Consider the following 21,851-nt stretch of genomic DNA (forward strand, 5'->3'; position numbering starts at 1 on the left):
GTCCACCGGTGTTGCCCAATGGAGGGCTCATGTTCCCGCGACGACGCATCGCCGCACCACTACTCGCCGCCTGCACCGCGGCCCTGCTGACCCTCACCGCCTGTGGCGGCGGGCCGGACCCGGCACGGGGACCGACAGGCGCCCCCGCCGAGGTCGCCATCGCCACCAGCGGTACCTGGATCACCACGTTCGCCCCGCTGTGGGCGGCCGCACCCGAGATGGCGGAGATCGAGCAGAAGTACGGCACCACGATCTCCTACCCCGGTTTCGGGAAGGGCAACGACGCGCTGACGGCGATGCTCGGAGGATCCGCGGCGGTCTGCAACTGCAGCTTCAACACGGCCCTGAAGGCCGCGCTGGCCAAGGACCAGCTCGCGTACGTGGTCAACATCAACAAGGGAGCGGGGACGGTTGCCGTAGCCGCCACCCGGTTCGAGACCGAACGCGGCACCGACATCGCCGCGTTCGACGGCGGGACGTGGGGGTTCACCTCGGCCGGTTCGATCAGCGAGATCAGCCTCCGGCTGGCCGCCGAGCACGCCGGCATCGACTGGTCCGTGCAGGACACGATCGCGGTCGGCGGGATGAGCGCCTTCGTCCCGGCGCTGCAGAGCGGCCGGGTCGACATCGCGATGATGGACGTCGCGTCCGCCGCCCAGGCGATCGAGGACGGGGTCGGCTATCCGGTCCTGAACACGAACGATCTCAGCGTCTTCGGCCCCATCGGCGGCACCCTCCTCGGCAACGGCCTGGTGCTGCCCGAGGCATTCCTGAACGACTACCCCGAGCTCTCCCAGGACCTGGTGAACGCCGTGGTGACCGGGCTGGGCCGGGTCCGGGACGTGACCGATCCCGACGAGCTGCTCGCGCTGATGCCGCCCGGTTTCCGGGAGGCCCGGGCCGACTCGCCCACCTTCGCGCGGGAGTGGGCCTTCACCCGGCCCGCCTTCCTCTCGACCGACGGCTCCTCGAGCGACCAGGAGTTCCGGGACACGACCGCACACGGCGACTTCGGCGAGGGCGAGCTCTCCTCACCGAGGGCCGGCCGGTTCCTGGACAACAGCCTGGTCGACCAGGCCTACCAGCAGCTCGGCCTCCCCCGCCCGGTCGTCGAGCCGCAGAGCACCCCGTGACCGGCCGTTCCGCCATCGGACAGGAGACCACCATGCCGCCTGCCACCACCGACATCCGCAACGACGGCGACGACGTCCGGCCCGGCGCCGTCGACGTCCCGGACGCCCCGGCCATCCGGATCACCGGGGTGAACCGCGTCTTCACCCGTGGGGGAAGCAGCTTCACCGCGATCCGCGACGTCCACCTCGAGGTCCAGCAGGGCGAGTTCCTCTCCGTGGTCGGCCCGTCCGGCTGCGGCAAGTCGACGCTGCTGAACCTGCTCGCCGGACTGGCGAAGCCCGACGGTGGCACCGTCGAGACGTTCGGGGCCCCGGTCCGGGGCGTCAATCCCGACGTGGGGTTCATCTTCCAGCGGGACGCCCTGTTGCCATGGCGCACCGCGGTCCAGAACGTGGCGCTCCCGCTCCGCTACCGGGGAGCCGACAAACGAGCCGCAACGGAGAAGGCCCGCGAATGGCTCGCGCGGGTCGGCCTGGCGAAGTTCACCGATTCCTACCCGCACCAGCTGTCCGGCGGCATGCGCAAGCGGGTCGCGATCGCGGCGACCCTCGTCTACGAGCCCCGGATCATCCTGATGGACGAGCCGTTCAGTGCACTGGACGTCCAGACCCGCACGCTGATGGAGGACGACCTGCTCAAACTGTGGTCGGCGTCCCGGCCCGCGGTCCTGTTCATCACCCACGATCTCGAGGAGGCCGTCGGCCTGTCCGACCGGGTCGTCGTGATGAGCGCCTCGCCGGGGCACGTGATCGGCGATCACGTCGTCCCGCTCGAACGCCCGCGGGACCTCCTGGAGATCCGGTTCGACCAGCAGTTCACCGAGACCCACGAGCGGATCTGGGACCAGCTGCGTACCGAGGTGGTGCGGTCCCGTGTCGACTGACCTCTCCCCCCGGCCCGTGACCGATCCATCCGGGGGCCCGGCCGACCGGTCCGCGGACCGGCGACGCGCCCGGCGCCGGACGACCGTCGCCGTGGTCAGCACCCAGCTCACCCTGCTCGCCGTCCTGCTCGGTGGCTGGGCGCTGCTCGCCCGCGACGACGTGTGGATCAACCTCGTCGGCAGCCCGGCCGGGGTGGTGGACCAGCTCGCCGAGTGGTTCGCCGACTCCGCGTTCTGGCTGGACGTCGGGCTCACCGGCCTGGAGGCCGCACTCGGCTACGGGCTCGGTGTGCTGATCGCGGTGATCCTGGTCGCGGTCATCGTCCCGCTGCCCTTCCTGGACCGCTTCCTCGCCCCGTTCATCGCGATGGCGAACGCGCTGCCCAAGATCGTGCTCGCCCCGCTGTTCATCCTCTGGCTCGGGTTCAGCATCACCTCGAAGGTGCTGTTCGTGGCGGCCGGCATCTTCTTCCTGATCTTCTACGGCGTCTACTCCGGGGTGCGCAGCATCGACCACGTCCTGCTGGACAACGCCCGCGTGCTCGGCGCCACCCGGGGACGGATCGTTCTCGACGTCTACCTGCCGTCGATCGTCGGCTGGCTGATCTCCAGCCTGCGGCTGTCGTCGGCCTGGGCGCTCACCGCCGCGGTCGTCTCGGAGTACCTGGGATCGAACAGCGGTATCGGGTACCGGATCGCGCTCGCCCAGCAGACCCTGGATCCGTCGGCGGTCATCGCCGGGATCGTCACGGTCGCGGTACTGGCGGTGCTGGTCGACCAACTGCTGGTGCTCGTCGAGAGGAGGTACACCCAGTGGCGCGTCTTCTGAGAGCCACCCTGATGCCGCTGGCGCAGCTGGGGCTGGTCGTGGCGCTGATCGGGATCTGGGCGTGGGGGTCGGTCTCCGGCTGGCTGGACGACTTCTCCTTCGGCAGCCCGTGGGACACCGGCGCGCAACTGTCCGCCTGGCTGCAGGACGGCACCCTGCTCGAGGGCGCCGTGGCGACCCTGCAGGTCCTCCTGATCGGCTGGGCGATCGGCATGGCGGTCGGTGTCGTGGTCGGCACCGTGCTCGGCCTGTCATCGTTCGCGAACCGGGTCGCCGGGCCGTACCTGGCGTTCTTCAACGGGATGCCACGGCTGATCCTCTACCCCTTCCTGGCGATCTGGCTCGGCTTCGACCTGACCTCCAAGGTCACGATGGTCGCCATGGTGATCAGCGTGCCGGTGATCCTCACCGTGTCGTCCGGGTTCCGGGAGGTCGATGCCGACCTGCTCGCCAACGTCCGCCTGCTGGGCGCCGGGATGCCGCAGACGATCCGGGACGTCTACGGCCCGTCACTGGCGATCTGGGTGGTGAGCACCGCGCGGGTCACACTCGGATACGCGTTCCAGGCCGCAATCGCGGCGGAGTTCGTCGGCGCGTCGGTCGGGCTCGGGTACCTGACCGTCCTCGGCCAGGAACGCCTCGACGTCAACCAGATCTGGGCGGCGCTGGTCGCGGTCGTCATCATCGCCTGGGCACTGGACGGGCTGGTCTCGGCCGCGGACCGCAGGCTGCTCCGCTGGATGCCCGCCCGCGGGTGAGCCGTCCGGCCGCACCCTTGAAATGTCGGCGCAAAACTATCATCATGATAACTAGTGTTGTGGGTGCGCGGTGGGCGTGCCCACGCGACATGACCTCCGGTCGAAGGAGTCCGAATGGAGCAGAACGCCGCTCGTCGCACACTGGTCCGCGTCGCCGAGGCCGCACACCTCACCGACGACGTGGTCCGGCTGGTGCTCGAGCCGGTCGAGGAGGGCAAGCTCCCGGACTGGGACGCCGGCGCACACGTCGACCTGCACCTGGCGTCGGGCCTCTCCCGGCAGTACTCGCTGTGCGGTGACTCCTCGGACACCACCGCCTACACCGTCTGTGTGCTGCGCGAGGCGGCCGGGCGTGGCGGATCGGCCGAGGTCCACGATGCCCTGACTGTCGGCACCGAACTGACGATCAGCGGGCCGCGCAACCACTTCGAGCTGGTGCCCGCGCCGCGTTTCCTGTTCGTCGCGGGCGGCATCGGCATCACCCCGGTCACGGCGATGATCGTCGAGGCCGAGCGTCGCGGTGCGGACTGGTCGCTGCTCTACGGCGGCCGTTCGGCGGCCTCCATGGTCTTCGCCGGAGAGCTCACCGAACGCCACGGGGATCGGGTCACACTCGTCCCGCAGGACGTCGACGGCCTGATCGACGTGGTCCGGGCACTCGCGGACGTCGAACCGGGCACGCACGTGTACTGCTGCGGCCCCGAGGGACTGCTCGACGCCATCGGAAAGGCGTGCGAGGCGATCGGCATCACCGACCGGCTGCACATCGAGCGCTTCGCCGCGGGCGAGGCCCCGCCCCCGCCGGTGGACGGGGAGACCGCATTCGAGGTGGAGCTGCGCCGGTCCGGGCTGACGCTGACGGTCGGCGCGGACCAGACCCTGCTCGAGGTCGTCCGCGACGTCCGCAGCGACATCGACTTCTCCTGCCAGGAGGGGTACTGCGGCAGCTGCGAGAGCCGCGTCATCGAGGGCAGTCCCGACCACCGCGGGACGATGATGACCCCCGAGGAGCACGACGAGGACGGCACCATGCTGATCTGCGTCGGCCGGTCCCGCTCCCCCAGGCTGGTCCTCGATCTCTGACCCGCGGCGCACCACACCCGGCTCCCACCGGCGGCCGGCCACAACCACCGTTGCGAACGAGGACGTGATCGAGCGATGACCCGGAGCACAGCCTGGGACCACGACACCTTCGTCCACCTCACGGACTTCCGCGAGGTGGAGGAGGTCTTCCGGCGCGGGCGCGACTTCGTGCTCGGCGGGACCAAGGCGGGCTCGGACGAGTTCGTCCACGGCACCCTGGTCGCGATCGACGGCCGCGAGCACCTCGCCCGCCGGCGCGGCCTGATGAAGATGATCAGCGCCGACCAACCGTGGGGCGCCGAGGGGTCGCTGGTCGACGAGGTCTTCCGGCGCCACCTGGAGCGGATCGTGCGGGCCCACGAACCCCGTTCGGGAGACATCCGCTTCGACCTCGTCGACCTGGGGCGACGGGTGATCTGGCGGGTCACCGCCGCGCTCGTCGGCCTGGACGACATCGACGACCCGGCCCAGGTCGAGCGGTTCCAGGAGCTCGTCGAGCCGGTGCTGGAGGGGCTCACACTCGAATACCAGCCCGAGGAGCGGCATGCGGAGATCCTCGCCGCGGCACGCACCAACCGGGCTCGAATCCGCGCCGAGATGTTCGATCCCAGCCTCGAACGCCGGCGCCGGCTGATCAAGGCCGCCCGGAACGACGGCGGGACCGGCGACCTGCCGCACGACCTCATCACCAGCATGCTCACCCAGAGCGACGACCCCGACGTCGAGCTGATCTTCCGCGAGCTGGTCGCTCTGCTGGCGGCCGCGGTGAACAACCCGGTGTCGCAGATCGCGTGGGCGCTCGACGACGCCTCCCGCTGGCTCACCGATCGCCCCGAGGACCTCCGCCGGATCGGCGAGAAGGAGTTCCTCGGGCGCGCGGTCAAGGAGACGATGCGGCTGCACCGGTCCTCCCGGCCGCACGTCGTGCGGATCGCCGCGAAGGACTCCGTGCTGGAGTCGAGCGGGCGGGAGATCCCGGAGGGCACATGGGTGTCGCTGTGGCTGGACGCTGCCAACCACGATCCCTCGATGTTCGGCGCCGACGCCGACCGCTACGACCTGAACCGGTGCCCGGTGGATCCCACGGTCGCGCCGTTCGGCATCGGCCTCGGCGGCGGCGCGCACGTCTGCCTGGGCCGGCCACTGCTGCTGTGGGATCAGGGCGACGAGGACGCCCAGGGCCTGCTCGTGAAGGTGCTCCGGTTCCTGTTGGTGGCAGGCGTCCGCCCGGACCCGGCGGGCCTGCAACTGGAGAGCGGCCCCGACGGCGGGCGCCGGCACACCCGGTACGACGTGGTGATGCCGGCCCCCGGGACCGCCGGCGGCCGGTGACCCGATACGTGTCCACCCGTCCGGCGAGATGCTCGTCCCGGTGGACCCCGACGATGGTGAGAGGCGAGAGATTCCGATGGCGACCCGCCCGGTGACGCTGCTGTTCGGTGGCGAGTACGACCGAGTCAGCACCCTGCCCGCGGCCGGGCGTGAGCTGGGGATCGAGATCAACCCGCGCTACCTGCCCGGGGCGAAGGCGGCGTTCGAGGCGCTGTCGCACGACACCGACGCCGACGGCGGCGAGATGTCGATCTCCTTCTACATGACCCGGCGGTCCCGTCTGAAGGAGCGCAGCGACCTGGTGGCCCTGCCGGTCTGGATCTCACGGACCTTCCGGCACGGCAACGTGTGGGTCGCGGCCGACTCCGACCTGCACACCCCGGCCGATCTGGCCGGCCGCCGGGTGGGGCTGGCCGAGTACGGCATGACCATGGCGGTCTGGCTGCGGGGGACCTTCCAGGACGAGGACAGCTTGGCACCGTCCGACGTCCGCTGGTTCACCGGCCGCGATCCGGCCTCGCTGAGCGAGGAGCTCCTCCGGGTTCCCGGCGACGTCGAGATCACCAGGGCGAACCGGTCGATCCCGCTGCCGGCCCAGCTGGTCACCGGCGAGCTGGACGCCGTGATCACCGCGGCCGGCCTCGATCCGCGCCCGCCGGGGATCCGGCGGCTGTTCGCCGATCACGTCGCCGTCGAACGCGACTACTACCGGCGCACCGGCATCTTCCCGATCATGCACGTGCTCGTCCTGCGCCGGGAGTTCGTCGAGTCCCGCCCGGACGAGGTGCCGACCGTGCTGGCCGCGTTCGAACGCGCCAAGCAGATGGCGTTGGCGCGGCTCCGGTCGCCCAGCGTGTCGTACGTGACACTGCCGTGGACGCTGGCCGCCGTCGAGGAGCAGGCCGCGGTCTTCGGGCCGGACCCCTGGCCCTACGGCATCGCCGACAACCTGCCCACCCTCACCACGCTGCACCGGTACCTGCACGAGCAGGGCCTGCTGTGGGACGACCTGCCGCTCGACGACTACTTCGCACGAACCTGAGATCGCACAGCAAGCACCACACGACACGACACAGCACCGCGCCGGCAGCCCGGCGCGACCGTGACACGGAACGAGGAGCGCCCCATGCCCACCGAGAACGACCCTTCGACACCACGGCTGGCGCACCGGCTGGGCTACGTGGTCCTGCAGGTCGACGATCTCGCGATCGCGACCGAGATGTTCGTGCGCCAGGTGCAGCTCCAGGTCAACCAGCGGACCGACGACGCCGTCCACCTGGGCAGCGGCGGTGACCACCACTGGGTCGTGCTGCGCTCCGACGACGGGGTACCGCGGGGACTGCGCACCATCGGTTTCGAGCTCGACGACGAGGTGACGTTCGCCAGGGCCGAGACGGTGCTGGACGAGGCGGGTGTGGCGTTCGAGTACAGCGCGTCGCCGGTCGCCGACGACCGGGTCGACCAGCTGCTGCGGCTCGCCGACCCGGACGGGACCACCATCGAGCTCTTCCGCGGGATGCTCGCCGCTCCGTGGCCCCGCGCGCCCCGCTGGGTGCAGCTCGAGCGCATCCTGCACACCGCGATCGCCGTGGGCGACCTGCAGAAGTCACTGCACTTCTACACCGAGGTACTCGGTCTGCGGGAGTCCGACTGGATCGAGGAGACCTCGGTCTTCCTGCACGCCACCGACCGCTTCCACCACTCGCTGGTGCTCCAGGCCCGCCCGGGCCCGCCCCGGGTCGACCACCTCTGTTTCCAGACCGAGACCTTCGACGACGTCATGCGGGCGCGGGCGATCGTTCAGCGGTCCGGCCACGAGCTGCGCGACGATCTGCTCAAGCACGCACCGTCGAGCTCGATCGGGTTCTACTTCGAGGGGCTCCCCGAGGGCCTCGGCATCGAGTTCTGCCACGGACACGCCCGGGTCGAACCGGGCCACCGGCCGGGCCGGTTCGCCCGCGTCCTGCAGGCGAAGGACGTGTGGCAGCCGCCCGCCGACTACTGAGGAACCACCGAGAACGACCCGAGCACGAATCGAGCAGCGACCGATGACCGACACCGTCCCCGGCCCCCTGACCGGACTCCGCGTCCTGGACCTCACCGGAACCATGTCCGGCCCGTACTGCACGCTGTTGCTCGCGCAGCTGGGTGCGTCGGTGGACAAGGTCGAGCCGCCGGCAGGCGACATCACAAGGTCCCTGATGCGCGGCCGCAACGACACGATGACGCCGATCTTCCTCGGTCTCAACGCCGGCAAGCGCAGCATCGTGCTGGACCTGCGCACCGAGCGGGACCGGGACCGGCTCACCGGGCTGCTCCCCCGCTACGACGCGGTGGTGCACAACATGCGCCCGGCAGCGGCCGCCCGCATCCGGCTCACCGAGGCGGGGCTGGCTGCGGCCGGGTCCGAGGCGCTGCTGTGCGAGATCGTCGGCTACGGCCCCGGCCCCTACGAGGACCGTCCGGCCTACGACGACACCACCCAATCGATCTCCGGCCTGGCCTGGGTGCAGGGGCGCGGGGAGGAACCCGAGTACGTGCGCTCCGCGGTGGCGGACAAGACCGCGGGGCTCTACGCCGCGCTGGCGGTGTGTGCCGCGCTGCTGGGGCGCACCACCGGCCATCCGTCACGGTCGGTGCGGATCCCGATGTTCGAGACGATGGTCGCATACACCACGGTGGAGCAGCTGGGCGGGCTGACCTTCGAACCACCGCAGGGCCCGCCGCTGTACCCGCGGACCATGTCACCGTCACGCCGGCCCTACCGCACCGCCGACGGTCACGTCGGCGTCATGCTCTACACCGACCGGCACTGGTCGGCGTTCCTGGACTGGCTCGGCCGGGAGGACCTGGCCGCCGATCCGTCCTACACCACGGTGGCCGGCCGGTCGCTGCACATCGACGAGGTGTACGGCTGGCTGGCCGAGCAGCTGCTGGGCCGGACGACCGGCGAGTGGCTGGAGATCTTCGAGCGGCTCGACGTCCCGGCGAGCCGGGTGCACTCGTTCGACGACCTGCTCACCGATCCGCATCTGCTGAAGGCCGGGACCGTCGTCGTCGAGCAGCACCCCACCGAGGGTGCCGTGCGCCGGGTGCGAGCGCCCTTCCTGTTCGACGGCCTGCCCCTCGACGACCCGCGCCCGGCCCCCACCATCGGCGAACACACCACCGACGTGCTCAACGGTCCCTGAGCGCGCCCGGGCTCTGCGTGGCACCCGGTGTCGTCCCCCTCCCACCTGGCACAATGATCGGATCACCGCCACGGCGGGGCGAACCGGTCGGGCCCGCGCCCGGCCACGTACTGCGGGCGGGCAGCCTCCTGCCCCCGCTGGGGAGGTCACAGGTGCCAGGACCCGCTCGCCGGGCGATGAAGCAGTCGGAGATCGTCGCGCGCCAACTCTCCCGGCAGATCATCGCCGACGGACTGGCCGAGGGCGCCCGCCTGCCGCCGGAGAAGACGATGATCGAGGAGTACCGGGTCGGGCGCAGCACCCTGCGTGAGGCGCTGCGGCTGCTGGAGAGCCGCGGGGTACTCACCATCAAGACCGGCCGTGAGGGCGGTCCGGTGGTGCGGCACCCGCGGCCGTCCGACCTCGGCGAGTCGATGGACCTGGTCCTCCGGTTCAACCGGGTCGCCCCGGAGCAGATCTCGGCCGCCGAGCGCGCGCTGTTCCCCCGCCTCGTCCGCATCGCAGCCGGGCAGGTGACCACCGTCGAGCTCGCTGCCATGCGCGAATGCCTCGACCGGATGGACCTCTACGTCGAGCAGATCCCGGTGTTCGAGGAGGAATGCCGCCGGTTCCACGCCATCCTGCTGGGATCGGCGCAGAACCCGGTGCTGGCGATGCTGCTGAGCACCCTGAACTCGGTGCTGGACGGGGTACGGGCCGACCGTGCGCCCACCGGTGGGCGCGACCTGCGAGCGGACCGGGTCGAGGTCACCCGGCTGCACCACCGGCTGTACGACGCGGTGGAGCGTGGCGACGCGGATGCCGCTGCCGCTGCCGCCGACGAGCTGGTCGCTGTGGTGCCGGCCCGGGTCCGGGACCGGCCCGGGGAGCTCCGGGGCCACCGGGCCGGGGCGCGTCGCGCGGACTGACCGACCACCCGGGTACCGGTCAGGCGGGTGCCTCGGTGAGCGGCGTCCACTCGACGAGCCGCTGGGTCAGGTCGCTGTAGCGCGACATCCACGCCTCGCGGGAGTCCTCCAGGTGACCTTCCATCGCTGCGGTCGCGGCCACCGCGTCACCGGCGGCGATCGCAGCGTGGATGCGCTCGTGCCAGGTCAGCGCCACCTGGCGCGCTCCCTGGCTGAAGCCGGCGTCCACCGCCCCGAAGGCGATGCCGTCGGCCACCCACTCGACCGCGTGGCTGATCAGTTCCAGCACCGGACTCCCGGCCGCCCGCGCGACGAGCTCGTGGAAGCGCAGGTTCTCCGCGTGGAACACCGCCGACTCGTCGAGCGACGACGCCATCCGGTCCACGCACCCGCGCAGCTCCTCCAGCTCGGAGTGTTCGGCGTGCTCCGCGGCCAGCCCGGCGAGGATCGGCTCCAGCGCCTGGCGGGCCGCGAACACCTCGGCGAACTCGATCCCCTCGAACTGCAGGATGAGGGTCATCGCCTCGCCGAGGTCGGACGCTCGTGGCCGCCGCACGACCGGCCCCCCGTCACGCCCTGTGCGGATACTGAGGATCCCCCGGCTCTCCAGCATCCGCAGTGCCTCACGCAGGGTGCTCCGCCCGACCTGGTAGGTCTCGAGCATCGCGCGCTCCGTCGGCAGCCTGGTCCCTTCGGCGAGGCGGTCCCCGAGGATCTGCGCGACGATCTGCCTCGCCACGATCTCGGACTGCTTCATCGCCCGGGCGGCCGGACCAGCCATTCCCATCCCCCTCGACACCTGCTGCCGTCGGTCCCGCGGTGCTGGTCCGACATCGGACCGGCACCGCGGAACCGATGATCGTCACATCATAAGCATCGTTTCTCGCCGTCATCATCCCGGGGCGCTGGACGGGCGACCGGTGGCCGGGTGCCCACACGACTCCGGACAACGGAGATCAGGGACAGATCAGCAGGCTCGCGTGCAGCGTGTCCTGGTACTCCTTCACGGTGACGATCACGTCGTCCCGGACGACGAACAGGAAGTGGTACTGGTTCTCGTAACGACGCCCGTCCCGGGTCGGCGCGGTCACGTCGGCCTCGACGGCGACCCGCTCGCCGTCGGCCGTCACCCCGCGCACGGCGATCTGCAGCGGCCCGGCCAGCGCCGGGCCGATCCTGCTGCCGACCACCGCGAGGGCCCCGTCCCGGTCGTAGGTTCCGCCGACCGACCACTCACGGCCGGCGATCCAGAACTCCGCGTCCGGCGCCATCCGCCCGAAGGCCGACCCGAACTCACCGGCGTTGACGTCGTCGAAGAAGGCCGCGACGACCTCGGCGGGGGCGCTCATCGCTGCACCTGCGCACCGGCCCGGAGTCCGGCCTGCACCGCGAGTGGCAGCACCTGGTCGCGGAACTCGGAGATCCCGCGTTCGTAGTCCGGCCACATCAGGGCGAGGCCGTCGATGCCGATGTCCGCCAGCTGCTGCATCTCCTTGACGATCTGCTCGGGCGTGCCGAACAGCTGGTAGGCGTGCTGCATCGCCACCATCCGCTCCAGCATGGCCGGATCGAGCGCGAAGTCGAGCGTCCGGCTGTCGCCGCCCATCAGCATGGTCATCTGGTTGGTCACGGCCTCCAGGTCGCCCTGCTCGCGCACCACGTGCTCGTACCGGCGGGTGGCCTCGGCCTCGGTCTCGCCACACAGCACGCCGGCCTGGGTCCACACCGACACCGTCCGGCCGCGCTCCGCCGCGGCCTCCTTGATCCGCGCGACCAGCGGCTGCAGGTCCTCCGGGGAGTTCGCGGCCGCGAAGCAGATGTCGGCGTGCGCGGCGGCGAAGGCGATCCCGGCAGGGCTCGATCCAGCGCTCATGATCGGCACCCGGGGTCGCTGGATCGGCTTCGGCGCACTGAGCACCCGCTCGGCCCGGAAGTACTTCCCGGCGACGTCGAACTCCTCGTCCTCGGCCCAGAGCCGCTCCAGGAAGCTGGTCCACTCCGCCGCGACCTCGTAACGCTCCTCCTGCGGGACGAGGTCGACGCCGAACATGTCCAGCTCGCGCTTGTTCCAGCCGGCCACCACGTTCAGGCAGAACCGGCCGCCGGAGATGTGGTCGATCGTCGCGACCTCCTTGGCCAGCCGGACCGGGTGGATGAGCGGGACGTGCGCGGTGGCGAAGACCGCGATGCGCTCGGTGAGCGCGCTCAGCCCCGCGGCCCACGGGATCGGCTCGTACTGCTCGTCGTTGAAGCCCGACGGCCCGCCGTAGCCCCGCCACCGGGCGATCGGGATGAAGGCGTCGAGGCCCGCGTCCTCGGCGAGCCGGGCGATCCGGACCTGCTGCCCCCAGTCGAGCGGTGAGATGGTGCCCTCGGCGGTCGACGGGGTGGCTCCACGGGTGCAGTTCATGTGGAACACGCCGAGCTTGAGACGGTCGAGACCATCGAATAGCGGCTGGCGGTGACTGGCGGCGTCGGTCACGGTGCGGTACCTCCGGGTGGAGCGGATCGGGCCGGGCGGACAGCCGAGCACTCCTCGCGCCACCGTCCGGGAACCCGGGGACGGGCACCACCGCAGCACGCAGAGCATCGTCATCGACACCCAGTGATGTATATCATGTGCATATTAAAGAGGGCGTGCGCCGCCGTCAACTCGGCGCACGCCCCCGTCCCGGAGTCAGGCGCCGGGAGCCCGGAGGGGGTAGTACCGTTCCAGCCCCGGACGGTCGATGGTGACGTTGCAGGCCTCGAAGAACACCCCCAGCCTGCTGGAGAAGAACGCAGCGCGTGACTCCACCTCGGTCGGCCCGCCGGCGTGGAACCAGCCGCACTGCTCGAGCCGCTCCCGTTCGGTGGCGACGTTCTCGGTCCAGTAGCCCATGTGATGGAACACGGTGCCCCGGGCCGGCTCGTTCGGCGTCCCCGGGACGGACTCGAAGAGCTCCAGCGCGCACGGTCCGGCGGTGGCGAAGGTCAGCCGGGTCCGCAACGTGAACGGCGTACCGTCGGCGTGCACGTTGCGCCCCTCGAAGTTCTTGATCGGGTTCCAGCTCAGGTTCAGCGCATCGCCGAACGCGGCCATCCCCTCCTCGAGATCGTCGACGGCGAAGGCGATGTGCCAGATCATCGATGTCCCTCCGGGTAGAAGGCCTCCAGGCCCGGCCGCTTCACCAGGGCGTTGGTGGCTTCGAGCAGGATGTCGTAGGGCCCCTCGGTGACCAGGATCCGGCGCAGGGCCTGTTCCGGATCGTCGCGGAACATCACGCAGCCGTAGCCGAGCTCGGCCAGCCGGTGCTCCTCCGCCACGAGATCGGTGTCCCAGTAGCCGAGGTGATGGAACGCCGATCCACCCCGGCGGACGTTCGGGGTCCCCGCGGTCGGCTCGATCAGCTCGACCGAGAGCGGAAGATCGGTGGAGAAACAGACCCGCGAGTCCAGCGTCCAGCTCTGCCCGTCCGGGCCGTCGAGCCGCTGCCCGCGGATGTCGTGGTCGGGCGCCCAGGTCAGGCCGATCCCGGCGGTCAGCTCGGCCTTCGCGGCGTCGAGGTCGTCGACGATGAACCCGGCGTGCCAGATGATGCGCGGCCCCGGTTGTGCGGTGGACACGTGGTGTCGCCTCCTTTGCTCTGGTGACGGCGCAGGCCGTCAGACGGCCGGACGGACGATCCGGTCGGCGGCCGCGAAATTCATCGTCGTGGTCTCCAGGAACTCCTCGATCCCGTGCACGCCGAACTCACGACCGATGCCGGATCGGCGGTGCCCACCGAACGGTGCCCGCACGTCGAGCCGGCCCCCGTTCACCCCGACCATGCCCAGACGCAGCCGGGACGCCACCATCGCGGCGTGCTCGTCGTCGGCCCCGAACACCGCTCCGACCAGGCCGTACTCGCTGTCGTCTGCGATCTCGACGGCCTCGTCCTCGGTCTCGTAGGGCAGCACGCACAGCACCGGGCCGAAGACCTCGGTGCGGGCGATCGGCATCGCCGGGTGCACGTCGGACAGGACCGTGGGCGCCACGAAGTACCCGGTCTCCGGCACGATCGCGTCCGGCCCTCCGGCGACCACCCGGGCCCCGTCGCCCACGGCGGCCTCGATCAACGTCCGCACCCTCGCACGCTGGGCACCGGACACGAGCGGGCCGAGTGTGGTCGCGGGATCCAGCGGATCGCCCAGCCGCTGCCGCCCGACGTGGGCGGACAGCGCCTGCTCGGCGACCGCGAGTTCCTCGCGCGGCACGATCAGCCGGGACAGGGCCGCACAGATCTGACCGGAGTTCGTGAAGCAGCGGGCGGCGGTCGCGACGGCCGCAGCCGCGACATCCGCCCCACGCAGGACGATCGATGGTCCCTTCCCCCCGAGCTCCAGGGCCACCCGCGTGATGTTCTGCGCGGCGACGGCCCCGATCCGCCTGCCGACGGCCGTCGAGCCGGTGAACGAGATCCCGTCGATCCCGGGATGGCAGGCGAGCGCCTCCCCGACCGTCTCCCCCAGTCCCGTGATCACGTTGTGGGCACCGGCAGGGAGCCCTGCCTCCGCCAGTGCATCGGCCAGCGCGTAGGCGCTCGACGGAGCGACCTCGGACGGCTTGTGCACCACGGTGCACCCGGCCAGCAGTGCCGCGCCGATCTTGGCGACGCTCTGGTGCAGCGGGACGTTCCACGGGGTGACGGCCGCGACGACGCCCAGCGGCCCGCGGACCACGAGGGCCGCGTCGATCTGCTCGATCCACCGGACCAGCGGCGCCGCGTCCACCAGCGCCCGGAGCACCTGGATCGGACGGCCGACCTGGACGGCCCGGGAGACCTCCAGCGGCGTGCCGACCTCTGCGGTGACGGTGCGCGCGATCTCCTCCGCCCGCTCCTCGAGCAGGGCGGCGGCGCGTCGGACGACGGCGATCCGCTCGTCGAGCGCTGTCGCCGCCCACATCGGTGCGGCCGCGGCCGCTGCGGCCACCGCCGCGTCGACGTCGTCCGGCGTGCCCCGGCACACCCGGGTCAGCACCTCGGTGGTCGCCGGGTTCTCCACCGCGACGGTGCCGGTGCCGGTCGAGGCGATCCAGTGACCGCCGACGAACTGCAGCCCGGCGCGGTCCGCGGAGCGGCTCATGCGCCGTCGCCCGGGTCACCGACGGCGAACTGGCAGGCGACCTGCGACTCCACGAGATCCTTCATCACCGATCGGACGACGTCGTGGGCCGGATGCGCGCTGTAGGCCTGCCAGCCCTGTGCGTCATCGAAGTCGGCGACCAGTGCGTAGTCGTGCCCACCGGCCCGGACCCCGAGGTCCGGGCCGTGGCTGATGGCCCGCACGGTCGGGCTCTGCGCTCCCAGGTCGTCGAGGGCCCGTGTCACCCGGTCCGCCTGGTCTGCGTCCAGCGGGGACCGGAACTTCATCAGCACGACGTGCCGGAAGACCGGGCTCATGCCGCCCCCTCGTTCGCGGACTCGATGCCGCGCAGGAAGTCCACCTGCACGGTGTTGTACTCGTCCGGCTGCTCCCACTGCGGCCAGTGCGCCGCGTCCTTGACCAGATGGAAGCGGACGTCGGGGATGTGCGAGAAACCCTCGCGAGCGTCCTGCCAGGAGTGGATCGGGTTGTGGTCGCTCCAGATCACCAGTGCCGGAGCGTCGATCCCGGCGAGCCGCTCGGGCGTGAGCCAGTACCGCTTCGCATCCGCGGGATCGAAGAGCCTGCTGAACAGTGTGGTCAGCGAGTTCTTGATCCCGGGCCTGCGGTAGATGGCCTGCCTGATCGCGATGAACTCGTCCGGGACCCGGCCGGGATCGGCGAACAACCACTCCATCCGGGAGCGGACGGCCTCCTCGGTCCCCGCCTCCAGCGAGGCGGTGGTGCGCGCGAGCAGGTCCTGCACGTCGACCTGATGCCGGTCGCCGGTGGCGGGCAGCCCGCCGGAGGTGTTCAGGACGAGCTTGCCCACCCGGTCGGGATGCCGGATCGCCATCCACGCCGACACCCGTCCGCCGAAGGACTCGCCGCAGAAGTCCGCGCGGTCGATGCCCGCGATGTCGAGGAACCGGACGACGTGGTCGATCACCTCGTCGGTGGTGTACCCGGCGTCCGCCGGGGCATCGGTGTGCCCGTGCCCGAGCATGTCGATCGCGTAGCACCGCCGGTGTGGGCTGTGCGGCCCCAGGTTGCGCACCCAGGTCTCGGCGTGGCCGCCGCCGCCGTGCAGGAAGACGATCGGCGGACCCTCCCCCGCCTCGATGCAGCGGGTCCGGATCCCCCCGACGTCGTAGAACCTCTGCTCGAATCCGACGTCGAGCAGGTCGAGCCAGACGGTGTCACGTGGTGCCACAGCGTTTCCTTCCGTGCCACGGGCCGTCGCCGGCCCGGTGGAGCGATCGCGGATGTCAGCGGTTCGGGCCCAGCAGGGAGCGGGCGAGCAGCAACCGGTGGACCTCGTTCGTGCCCTCGACCAGCTGGAACACCTTCGCGTCCCGGTAAGCCCTGCCGACCCGGAACTCCGGGGAGACGCCGTAGGCGCCGTGGATCTGGACCGCCTCGGTCGCCACCCGTTGTGCGACGTCGGAGGCGTAGAGCTTGGCCATGCTGGCCTCGGTGCGGGCTCTCGATCCCGCGTCCATCGCCGCCGCGCAGTCGCGGACGAGCAGCCGCGCCGCCTGGATCTCCACCGCCATCTGGGCCAGCTTGGCGCGGGTCAGCTGGTGGTCGGCGATGGCGGTGCCACCGACCACCCGCTCCCGGGAGTAGCGCACGCAGTCGTCCAGGCAGCCCTGGGCCATCCCTACCGCGCGGGCGGCCACCGAGAGCCGGCCCCGCTCGACGGCGGCCATCGCGATCCGATAGCCCTGCCCCTCGGTGCCGAGCAATGCATCCGGACCGACCCGGACCTCGTCGAGCGAGACCTCACCGCTGCAGAGCGGCCGGAATCCCAGCTTGTCGGCGAACGGCGCGGTGGTCAGGCCCGGGGTGTCGATCGGGATCACGAAGGCGCTCACACCGTCCCGCCCCCGGGACCGGTCGACGGTGGCGAAGGTGACGACGAAGCTCGCGATGTCGATGTTGGTGATCCAGGTCTTGGCACCGTGGATCACGAAGCCGTCGCCGTCGCGGCGGTAGGTCGTCTCCATCGCGGCCACGTCGCTACCCGACTGCGGCTCGGTCACCCCGGCCGCGCCGAAGATCTCGCCGGACGCGAGCGGCACCAGCCAGGTCTTCTGCTGCTCAGGGGTGCCGTGCGCGAGCAATCCGCTCCCGACCAGCGCCGACGGCATGCTCATCAGCACCCCCAGGCAGTGGTCCACGGTGGACATCGCCTCGATCACCGCGGCGTAGGTGACGTGGTCCAGGCCGGCCCCGCCCAGCTCCTCGGGCACGGTCCCGCCGAACAGACCGAGATCGCGCATCTGCTCGAGGATGTCGCGCGGGAGTCGCTCGGCCGCGTCGTAACCGGCGACGCGCGGCGCCACGACCTCGGTGGCGAACGTCTGGACGAGGCGGACCAGGTCCGCGGTCTCTGTCGTGACCACCATGCGGTTCCTCCTGGGCGTCATCGGCCGGCTTATTTATAATCATACTAAGCATGATTAGCTCGCCGAACAAGGGAGAGTCGCCCTCGACATCGAGCGGTGGCGAGCGGAATATACACAGGCTTAGTGAACAGGCATCCTGTGTTTGCGTCGGCGAAGGGGCGCCGGTACGGTCGCCATCACTCAGGTCTACTGAACCTCAGTGGTCCTGATCCTGTATCGACGATCCGGCCCCTGCCGGTCGGATCCCGACCTCCGGGAGATTCCCATGAAGGCAGTTCCCCTGACCGACAGCATCGGCGTCGAGCTGCAGGACCTGGACATGTCACAACCGTTCGCCGCGGACGAGGTCGACGTCCTGCGTGAGGCGTTCGACCGTGGCGGCGTGGTCCTCGTACGCGGGCAGAAGCTGCGCGACGAGGACCAGGACCGGTTCGTGATGACCCTGGGGAACCTGCACACCTTCCGGTGGGGCGCCCAGGTCGAGTACCTGTCGAACGTCATCGAGGACAACCCCTCACTCGCCGGCAGCCGCCGGCTGCTGTTCCACAACGACGGCGCGTACCGGGAGACGGTCGCCTCCGGCACCTGTCTCTATGCCCAGGACGTCTCCCCCACCTCGCCGCCGACCGCATTCGCCAACACGGTCCGCGCCTACGCGAACCTGCCGCAGGAGATCAAGGACGAGATCGAGGACCTGCACGCCTGCAACGCCTTCGACATGAACGAGCAGGAGGCCGAGCAGCGAAGGGTCCGGCTGGCCGACTACCCGGCCGACGCCGACCTGTCCGCGATCCGGACGGCCGAGCATCCCGTGGTGATCACGGTCCCGCACACCGGCGAGCGGGCGCTGTTCGTGAACGAGTTCAACACCAGCCACATCGTCGAGTACGGGGTGCACTCCGAGCGGGGCGAGGAGCTCATCCAGACCCTGTTCGCGGCGATCTACGCCGACGACAACATCTACACCCACCACTACACGAACGACGATCTCGTGCTGTTCAACAACTGGGCGGTCCAGCACGCCCGCACCGGGCAGATCGACCACAACCCGCGGACCCTGCGGCGTCTGGTCCTCGAATCCCTCAACTGGTGACGCCGGCGCGGGTCCCTCCGGCGGGCGTCCCCGCGCAGCCCGGTATCGACGAGCTGGCATCGTGGCTCGCCATGGAGGACGACACCGACGACCTCGCCGGGCTGGCCGCGGCGGTCCGTGAGGCCGCCGGCATGGTCATCCGGCGGGTGCGCTACGAGAGCGGGAGCCCCCTGACCTGGTCGCAGAGCGCCCTGCTCAGTGAGCTGGCTCGCCGTGGCCTGGCCACTGCGAGCGAGCTCGCGGACGATCAGGGCCTGCGCGTACAGACAGTCTGGGCGAGCCTCGAGACGCTCGAGCAGCGCGGACTCGTGGCCAGGGAACGCGATCCCGAGGACCGCAGGCGGGTCCGTGCCCACCTCACCGACCGCGGCCGCGACGAGCTCCGGACCGACCGCGAGGTCCGGGACGCCTGGATCGTGAGCGTCCTCGCCGAGGAGCTCAGCACCGAGGAGCGGTCCCGGCTGCGGGGCGCGCTGGCACTGCTCGAACGGCTCGCCGGCTCAGAGGTCGCGGGGCGCAGGCATCCACCCGGCGCCGCGCGTCGCACGGCGACCTGAGCCCCTGCACGACACGGCGCGGCCGGACCCGACCCGGGACCGGCCGCGCCACACCCGTCGGAGACGAGGCAGCACATGACCAGCACGACCGCGGCCGCGGGCACCGCCCCGGCCCGATGAGCGCACGGCCCGACCACCGGTCGACGCCCCGCACGCACGCGTCGGTGTGGGTGCCGATACCGGGGCTGCGGGTGCACGCACTCGCGGCCGGCACCGACCGGACCGGCCCCCCGGTCGTGTTGCTGCACGGCTTCCCGCAGACCTCGCACTGCTTCCGCCATCAGCTGACCACCCTTTCCGAGGCGGGCCATCCGGCCTATGCGATGGACACCCGCGGGTTCGGCCGGACCGGGAAGCCGCACACCAGGGTGAGCCGTGCCCTGCTCGCCGACGACGTCGTCCGCTTCTGCACGGCACTCGGCCTGCGCGACGTCACCCTGGTCGGGCACGACTGGGGCGGCCTGATCGCCTTCAAGGCCGCGATCGACCGGCCGGACCTGTTCACCCGGCTCGCGTTGCTGGACAGCAACACCACGGTGATCACCCCGGCGATCACACACCCGTACTGGTTCAAGGCCGAGCCGCTGCCCGAGGAGTTCCTCGCCCAACACGCCCGCGAGCTCGTCGAGGTGCGGCTCGGCGGGCGGGACTCCACCGTGCTCGGCGGGCGCCCCGGCAATCCCTACGCCGTCGCAGCGGGGCCCCGGCCGTTGCCGTTCTTCCTCACCGAGTCCGATCTCGCGCACTACGCCGACGCGTTCGACGCCGCGTCCCAGCGGGCGGCGATCCAGTACTACCGGTACGCGATGCCGATCCACCGGGTGCTCCCGGATCCCGCCGCACCGCACGGTGAGCGCTACCAGCCGCTGTCCGAGCGCGAGGTAGCCGCGATGTGGCTGCACCCGGACGGGTTCGAGGCGCACCCATGGTGGCCGGAGTACCACGACGTCGGCCCCGAGGACCGGCACAAGCGCTACCCCGGGCCGGTGACGTTCGTCTTCGGCAACCAGCAGCTCGGCCGGTTCCCCGAACTCGCCGCGCTGCCCGAGCGCACCGGCAATCCCTTCGCCGACCAGTACCCCCGGTACTTCCCCGACCTGCGTGCGGTGCGCGCCGACTGCGGGCACTACCTGCCCGAGGAGGTTCCGGAGCTGGTGGGAGCGGAGCTGCTCACCCTCCTGGGCCGTGCGCCGGCGAGCCCCTGATCCACCGGGGCACGGCGGCTGCGCCGGGCCGGCCCGGCGCAGCCGCCGGTCAGGATGCGGGATCGGCCGGTACGACCACGTCGTAGCGGGTGAAGCGGTGGCTGCCCCGCTCGCCGGTCATCGGGTGCTGTCCGTCCGGGTCGGCCCGGACACCGCTCTCCAGCAGGAACCGCAGCACCTTCGTCTGCACGCCCTGTGCCCGCTCGTCCCCCTGCTCCCACAACAGCATCGGTCGCCCGATGCAGACGTGCGGGCCGGCGCCGAAGGCCAGGCCGAAACGCGCGACCTCGGGATCGGCCAGCGTGCGGTGCGGGTCGTACTCGTGCGCGTCGTCCCCGAAGACCGACGGGTCGTGGTCGGCGTCCATCAGGTAGCCGGCGATCCAGGTGCCCTGGGGAACGAACCGGCCGGTCGACGCGAGCGTGACGTCGGTGGCGGCGCGCCGGGTGAGGTAGGGACGGGTGGCACGGTGCAGCCGCAGCGTCTCCTTCACCGCGGCGTTGAGGAAGTCCCGCTCCCCGATGCGGGCGCGGTCGGCGGGGTGGGACTCCAGCCAGCGCAACAGGTCATCGACCGCGAGCGTGGACTGCAGGACCGGGTTGTTGACCGACGCGGCCAGCAGCTGGACCGCCTCGGTGAAGATCAACTCATCGCTCGCGCCGGCCTGGAGCAGGCTCGTGAGCAGGTCGCCGGGCAGCTCGTCGTCCGGCGTGCCGGCGTCGACGAGCGCTCGGCGCCGCTCCAGACTCGGCAGGAACAGGTCCTCGCGGATCACCGCACGGGCCCGGCGGGCCTGCTCCCGGGCCTCGTCCCGCCGGTCCTCCGGCACGTACTCGATCGCGATCCCGTTCACCAGCGGAACCGCGAGCGCGACGAAACGTGCGGTCTGTTCCTGGTCGTCGATCCCGTCGATCCCGACGAACTTCGCGGTGAATCGCCAGATGATCCCGCGCAGGAACTCCACCAGGTCGAAGTGCACCAACCCGTCCACCGGCTCGACGCCTGCTCGGAGCCGGGCCATGTCCTCGGCGAAGACCTCGTCGATCAGCGTGCCCTCGGCCCCCCACGGCCGGCTCGGGTTGATCATCCGCATCAGCGCCCGCCGGCGTGCCAGGTGCTCCCGGCCGTCGATCGCGACCAGGCTGACGTGCACGTCCTCGGACTCGGCAGGCCCGCCACCGGTCAGGAACTCACGCCCTCGGCGCAGCACCTCCTCCACCTCGCGGTACTCGGTGAGCTCCAGCCACTCCCGAGGATCCTGCGTCGACGGTGTCCCTGCCGTCGACCGCGTCGTCTCCGATGTCATCTGCCGGCCTCCTGGTTCCGGGGCAGCGCGTCTGCCGCGCTGCCGTGATCTGCGC

The 21,851-nt window shown here is 71.1% G+C and carries 23 protein-coding genes; 13 read left to right on the forward strand and 10 right to left on the reverse strand.

Going from position 1 to position 21,851, the window contains the following annotated elements:
* Positions 1-29 precede the first annotated feature (29 nt).
* The 10 genes from Pdca_RS18625 (at position 30) to Pdca_RS18670 (ending at position 10,118) form a co-directional block, all read left to right on the forward strand.
* Positions 30-1,133: an ABC transporter substrate-binding protein gene (locus tag Pdca_RS18625; protein ID WP_085912824.1), complete on the forward strand. Its 1,104-nt coding sequence runs from the start codon at positions 30-32 to the stop codon at positions 1,131-1,133.
* A gap of 32 nt (positions 1,134-1,165) precedes the next feature.
* On the forward strand, positions 1,166-2,017 hold the full coding sequence (locus tag Pdca_RS18630) for an ABC transporter ATP-binding protein (RefSeq protein WP_085912857.1): 852 nt from the start codon (positions 1,166-1,168) through the stop codon (positions 2,015-2,017).
* A gap of 16 nt (positions 2,018-2,033) precedes the next feature.
* Complete coding sequence (locus tag Pdca_RS18635) at positions 2,034-2,846, forward strand: ABC transporter permease (RefSeq protein ID WP_158092152.1); 813 nt, start codon at positions 2,034-2,036, stop codon at positions 2,844-2,846.
* Positions 2,831-3,604: an ABC transporter permease gene (locus Pdca_RS18640; RefSeq protein WP_125911464.1), complete on the forward strand. Its 774-nt coding sequence runs from the start codon at positions 2,831-2,833 to the stop codon at positions 3,602-3,604. The genes Pdca_RS18635 and Pdca_RS18640 overlap by 16 nt, the downstream gene beginning before the upstream one ends.
* A 114-nt stretch (positions 3,605-3,718) precedes the next feature.
* Positions 3,719-4,687: a PDR/VanB family oxidoreductase gene (locus Pdca_RS18645; protein ID WP_085912821.1), complete on the forward strand. Its 969-nt coding sequence runs from the start codon at positions 3,719-3,721 to the stop codon at positions 4,685-4,687.
* A 75-nt stretch (positions 4,688-4,762) separates the two neighbouring features.
* Positions 4,763-6,019, forward strand: a complete 1,257-nt coding sequence (locus tag Pdca_RS18650; protein ID WP_085912820.1) for a cytochrome P450 — start codon at positions 4,763-4,765, stop codon at positions 6,017-6,019.
* 76 nt (positions 6,020-6,095) lie between these two features.
* Positions 6,096-7,061 carry a substrate-binding domain-containing protein gene (locus Pdca_RS18655; protein ID WP_085912819.1) on the forward strand — a complete coding sequence of 322 codons (966 nt, stop codon included), beginning with the start codon at positions 6,096-6,098 and terminating at the stop codon, positions 7,059-7,061.
* Between the two features lie 84 nt (positions 7,062-7,145).
* Positions 7,146-8,024: a VOC family protein gene (locus Pdca_RS18660; RefSeq protein ID WP_085912818.1), complete on the forward strand. Its 879-nt coding sequence runs from the start codon at positions 7,146-7,148 to the stop codon at positions 8,022-8,024.
* Between the two features lie 43 nt (positions 8,025-8,067).
* The gene (locus Pdca_RS18665) at positions 8,068-9,210 is read left to right on the forward strand and encodes a CaiB/BaiF CoA transferase family protein (protein WP_085912817.1); all 1,143 of its coding nucleotides are present in this window, start codon (positions 8,068-8,070) and stop codon (positions 9,208-9,210) included.
* 152 nt (positions 9,211-9,362) lie between these two features.
* Positions 9,363-10,118 (forward strand): FadR/GntR family transcriptional regulator, encoded by a 756-nt coding sequence (locus Pdca_RS18670; RefSeq protein WP_158092151.1) that lies wholly within the window; start codon positions 9,363-9,365, stop codon positions 10,116-10,118.
* A gap of 19 nt (positions 10,119-10,137) precedes the next feature.
* On the opposite strand, the gene Pdca_RS18675 is transcribed toward Pdca_RS18670, so the two are convergent.
* From Pdca_RS18675 to Pdca_RS18715, 9 genes are all read right to left on the reverse strand, one after another.
* Positions 10,138-10,899, reverse strand: a complete 762-nt coding sequence (locus Pdca_RS18675; RefSeq protein WP_166665841.1) for a FadR/GntR family transcriptional regulator — start codon at positions 10,897-10,899, stop codon at positions 10,138-10,140.
* Positions 10,900-11,074: 175 nt separating this feature from the next.
* On the reverse strand, positions 11,075-11,467 hold the full coding sequence (locus Pdca_RS18680) for a nuclear transport factor 2 family protein (RefSeq protein WP_085912814.1): 393 nt from the start codon (positions 11,465-11,467) through the stop codon (positions 11,075-11,077).
* The gene (locus Pdca_RS18685; RefSeq protein WP_158092150.1) at positions 11,464-12,600 is read right to left on the reverse strand and encodes an LLM class flavin-dependent oxidoreductase; all 1,137 of its coding nucleotides are present in this window, start codon (positions 12,598-12,600) and stop codon (positions 11,464-11,466) included. The genes Pdca_RS18680 and Pdca_RS18685 overlap by 4 nt, the downstream gene beginning before the upstream one ends.
* A gap of 195 nt (positions 12,601-12,795) precedes the next feature.
* Positions 12,796-13,245 (reverse strand): VOC family protein, encoded by a 450-nt coding sequence (locus Pdca_RS18690; protein ID WP_085912812.1) that lies wholly within the window; start codon positions 13,243-13,245, stop codon positions 12,796-12,798.
* Entirely contained in the window at positions 13,242-13,724 is a 483-nt protein-coding gene (locus Pdca_RS18695; RefSeq protein ID WP_085912811.1) for a VOC family protein, read from the reverse strand. Before Pdca_RS18695 ends, Pdca_RS18690 begins: the two co-directional genes overlap by 4 nt.
* Positions 13,725-13,763: 39 nt before the next feature.
* A complete protein-coding gene (locus tag Pdca_RS18700; RefSeq protein WP_085912810.1) occupies positions 13,764-15,224 on the reverse strand; it encodes an aldehyde dehydrogenase family protein in 1,461 nt (486 codons plus the stop codon).
* Positions 15,221-15,541: a Dabb family protein gene (locus Pdca_RS18705; RefSeq protein ID WP_085912809.1), complete on the reverse strand. Its 321-nt coding sequence runs from the start codon at positions 15,539-15,541 to the stop codon at positions 15,221-15,223. The genes Pdca_RS18700 and Pdca_RS18705 overlap by 4 nt, the downstream gene beginning before the upstream one ends.
* The gene (locus tag Pdca_RS18710) at positions 15,538-16,437 is read right to left on the reverse strand and encodes an alpha/beta fold hydrolase (RefSeq protein WP_158092149.1); all 900 of its coding nucleotides are present in this window, start codon (positions 16,435-16,437) and stop codon (positions 15,538-15,540) included. The genes Pdca_RS18705 and Pdca_RS18710 overlap by 4 nt, the downstream gene beginning before the upstream one ends.
* A 55-nt stretch (positions 16,438-16,492) precedes the next feature.
* Complete coding sequence (locus Pdca_RS18715; protein WP_158092148.1) at positions 16,493-17,635, reverse strand: acyl-CoA dehydrogenase family protein; 1,143 nt, start codon at positions 17,633-17,635, stop codon at positions 16,493-16,495.
* 265 nt (positions 17,636-17,900) lie between these two features.
* Between Pdca_RS18715 and Pdca_RS18720 the strand changes: the two genes are divergently transcribed.
* From Pdca_RS18720 to Pdca_RS18730, 3 genes are all read left to right on the forward strand, one after another.
* A complete protein-coding gene (locus tag Pdca_RS18720) occupies positions 17,901-18,728 on the forward strand; it encodes a TauD/TfdA dioxygenase family protein (protein WP_085912806.1) in 828 nt (275 codons plus the stop codon).
* A gap of 71 nt (positions 18,729-18,799) precedes the next feature.
* A complete protein-coding gene (locus Pdca_RS18725; protein WP_125911465.1) occupies positions 18,800-19,285 on the forward strand; it encodes a MarR family winged helix-turn-helix transcriptional regulator in 486 nt (161 codons plus the stop codon).
* Between the two features lie 116 nt (positions 19,286-19,401).
* A complete protein-coding gene (locus tag Pdca_RS18730; protein ID WP_085912804.1) occupies positions 19,402-20,490 on the forward strand; it encodes an alpha/beta hydrolase in 1,089 nt (362 codons plus the stop codon).
* 49 nt (positions 20,491-20,539) lie between these two features.
* On the opposite strand, the gene Pdca_RS18735 is transcribed toward Pdca_RS18730, so the two are convergent.
* The gene (locus Pdca_RS18735) at positions 20,540-21,796 is read right to left on the reverse strand and encodes a cytochrome P450 (RefSeq protein ID WP_085912803.1); all 1,257 of its coding nucleotides are present in this window, start codon (positions 21,794-21,796) and stop codon (positions 20,540-20,542) included.
* Positions 21,797-21,851 lie beyond the last annotated feature (55 nt).

The sequence above is a fragment of the Pseudonocardia autotrophica genome (assembly GCF_003945385.1).
GTDB classification, from domain to species: domain Bacteria; phylum Actinomycetota; class Actinomycetes; order Mycobacteriales; family Pseudonocardiaceae; genus Pseudonocardia; species Pseudonocardia autotrophica.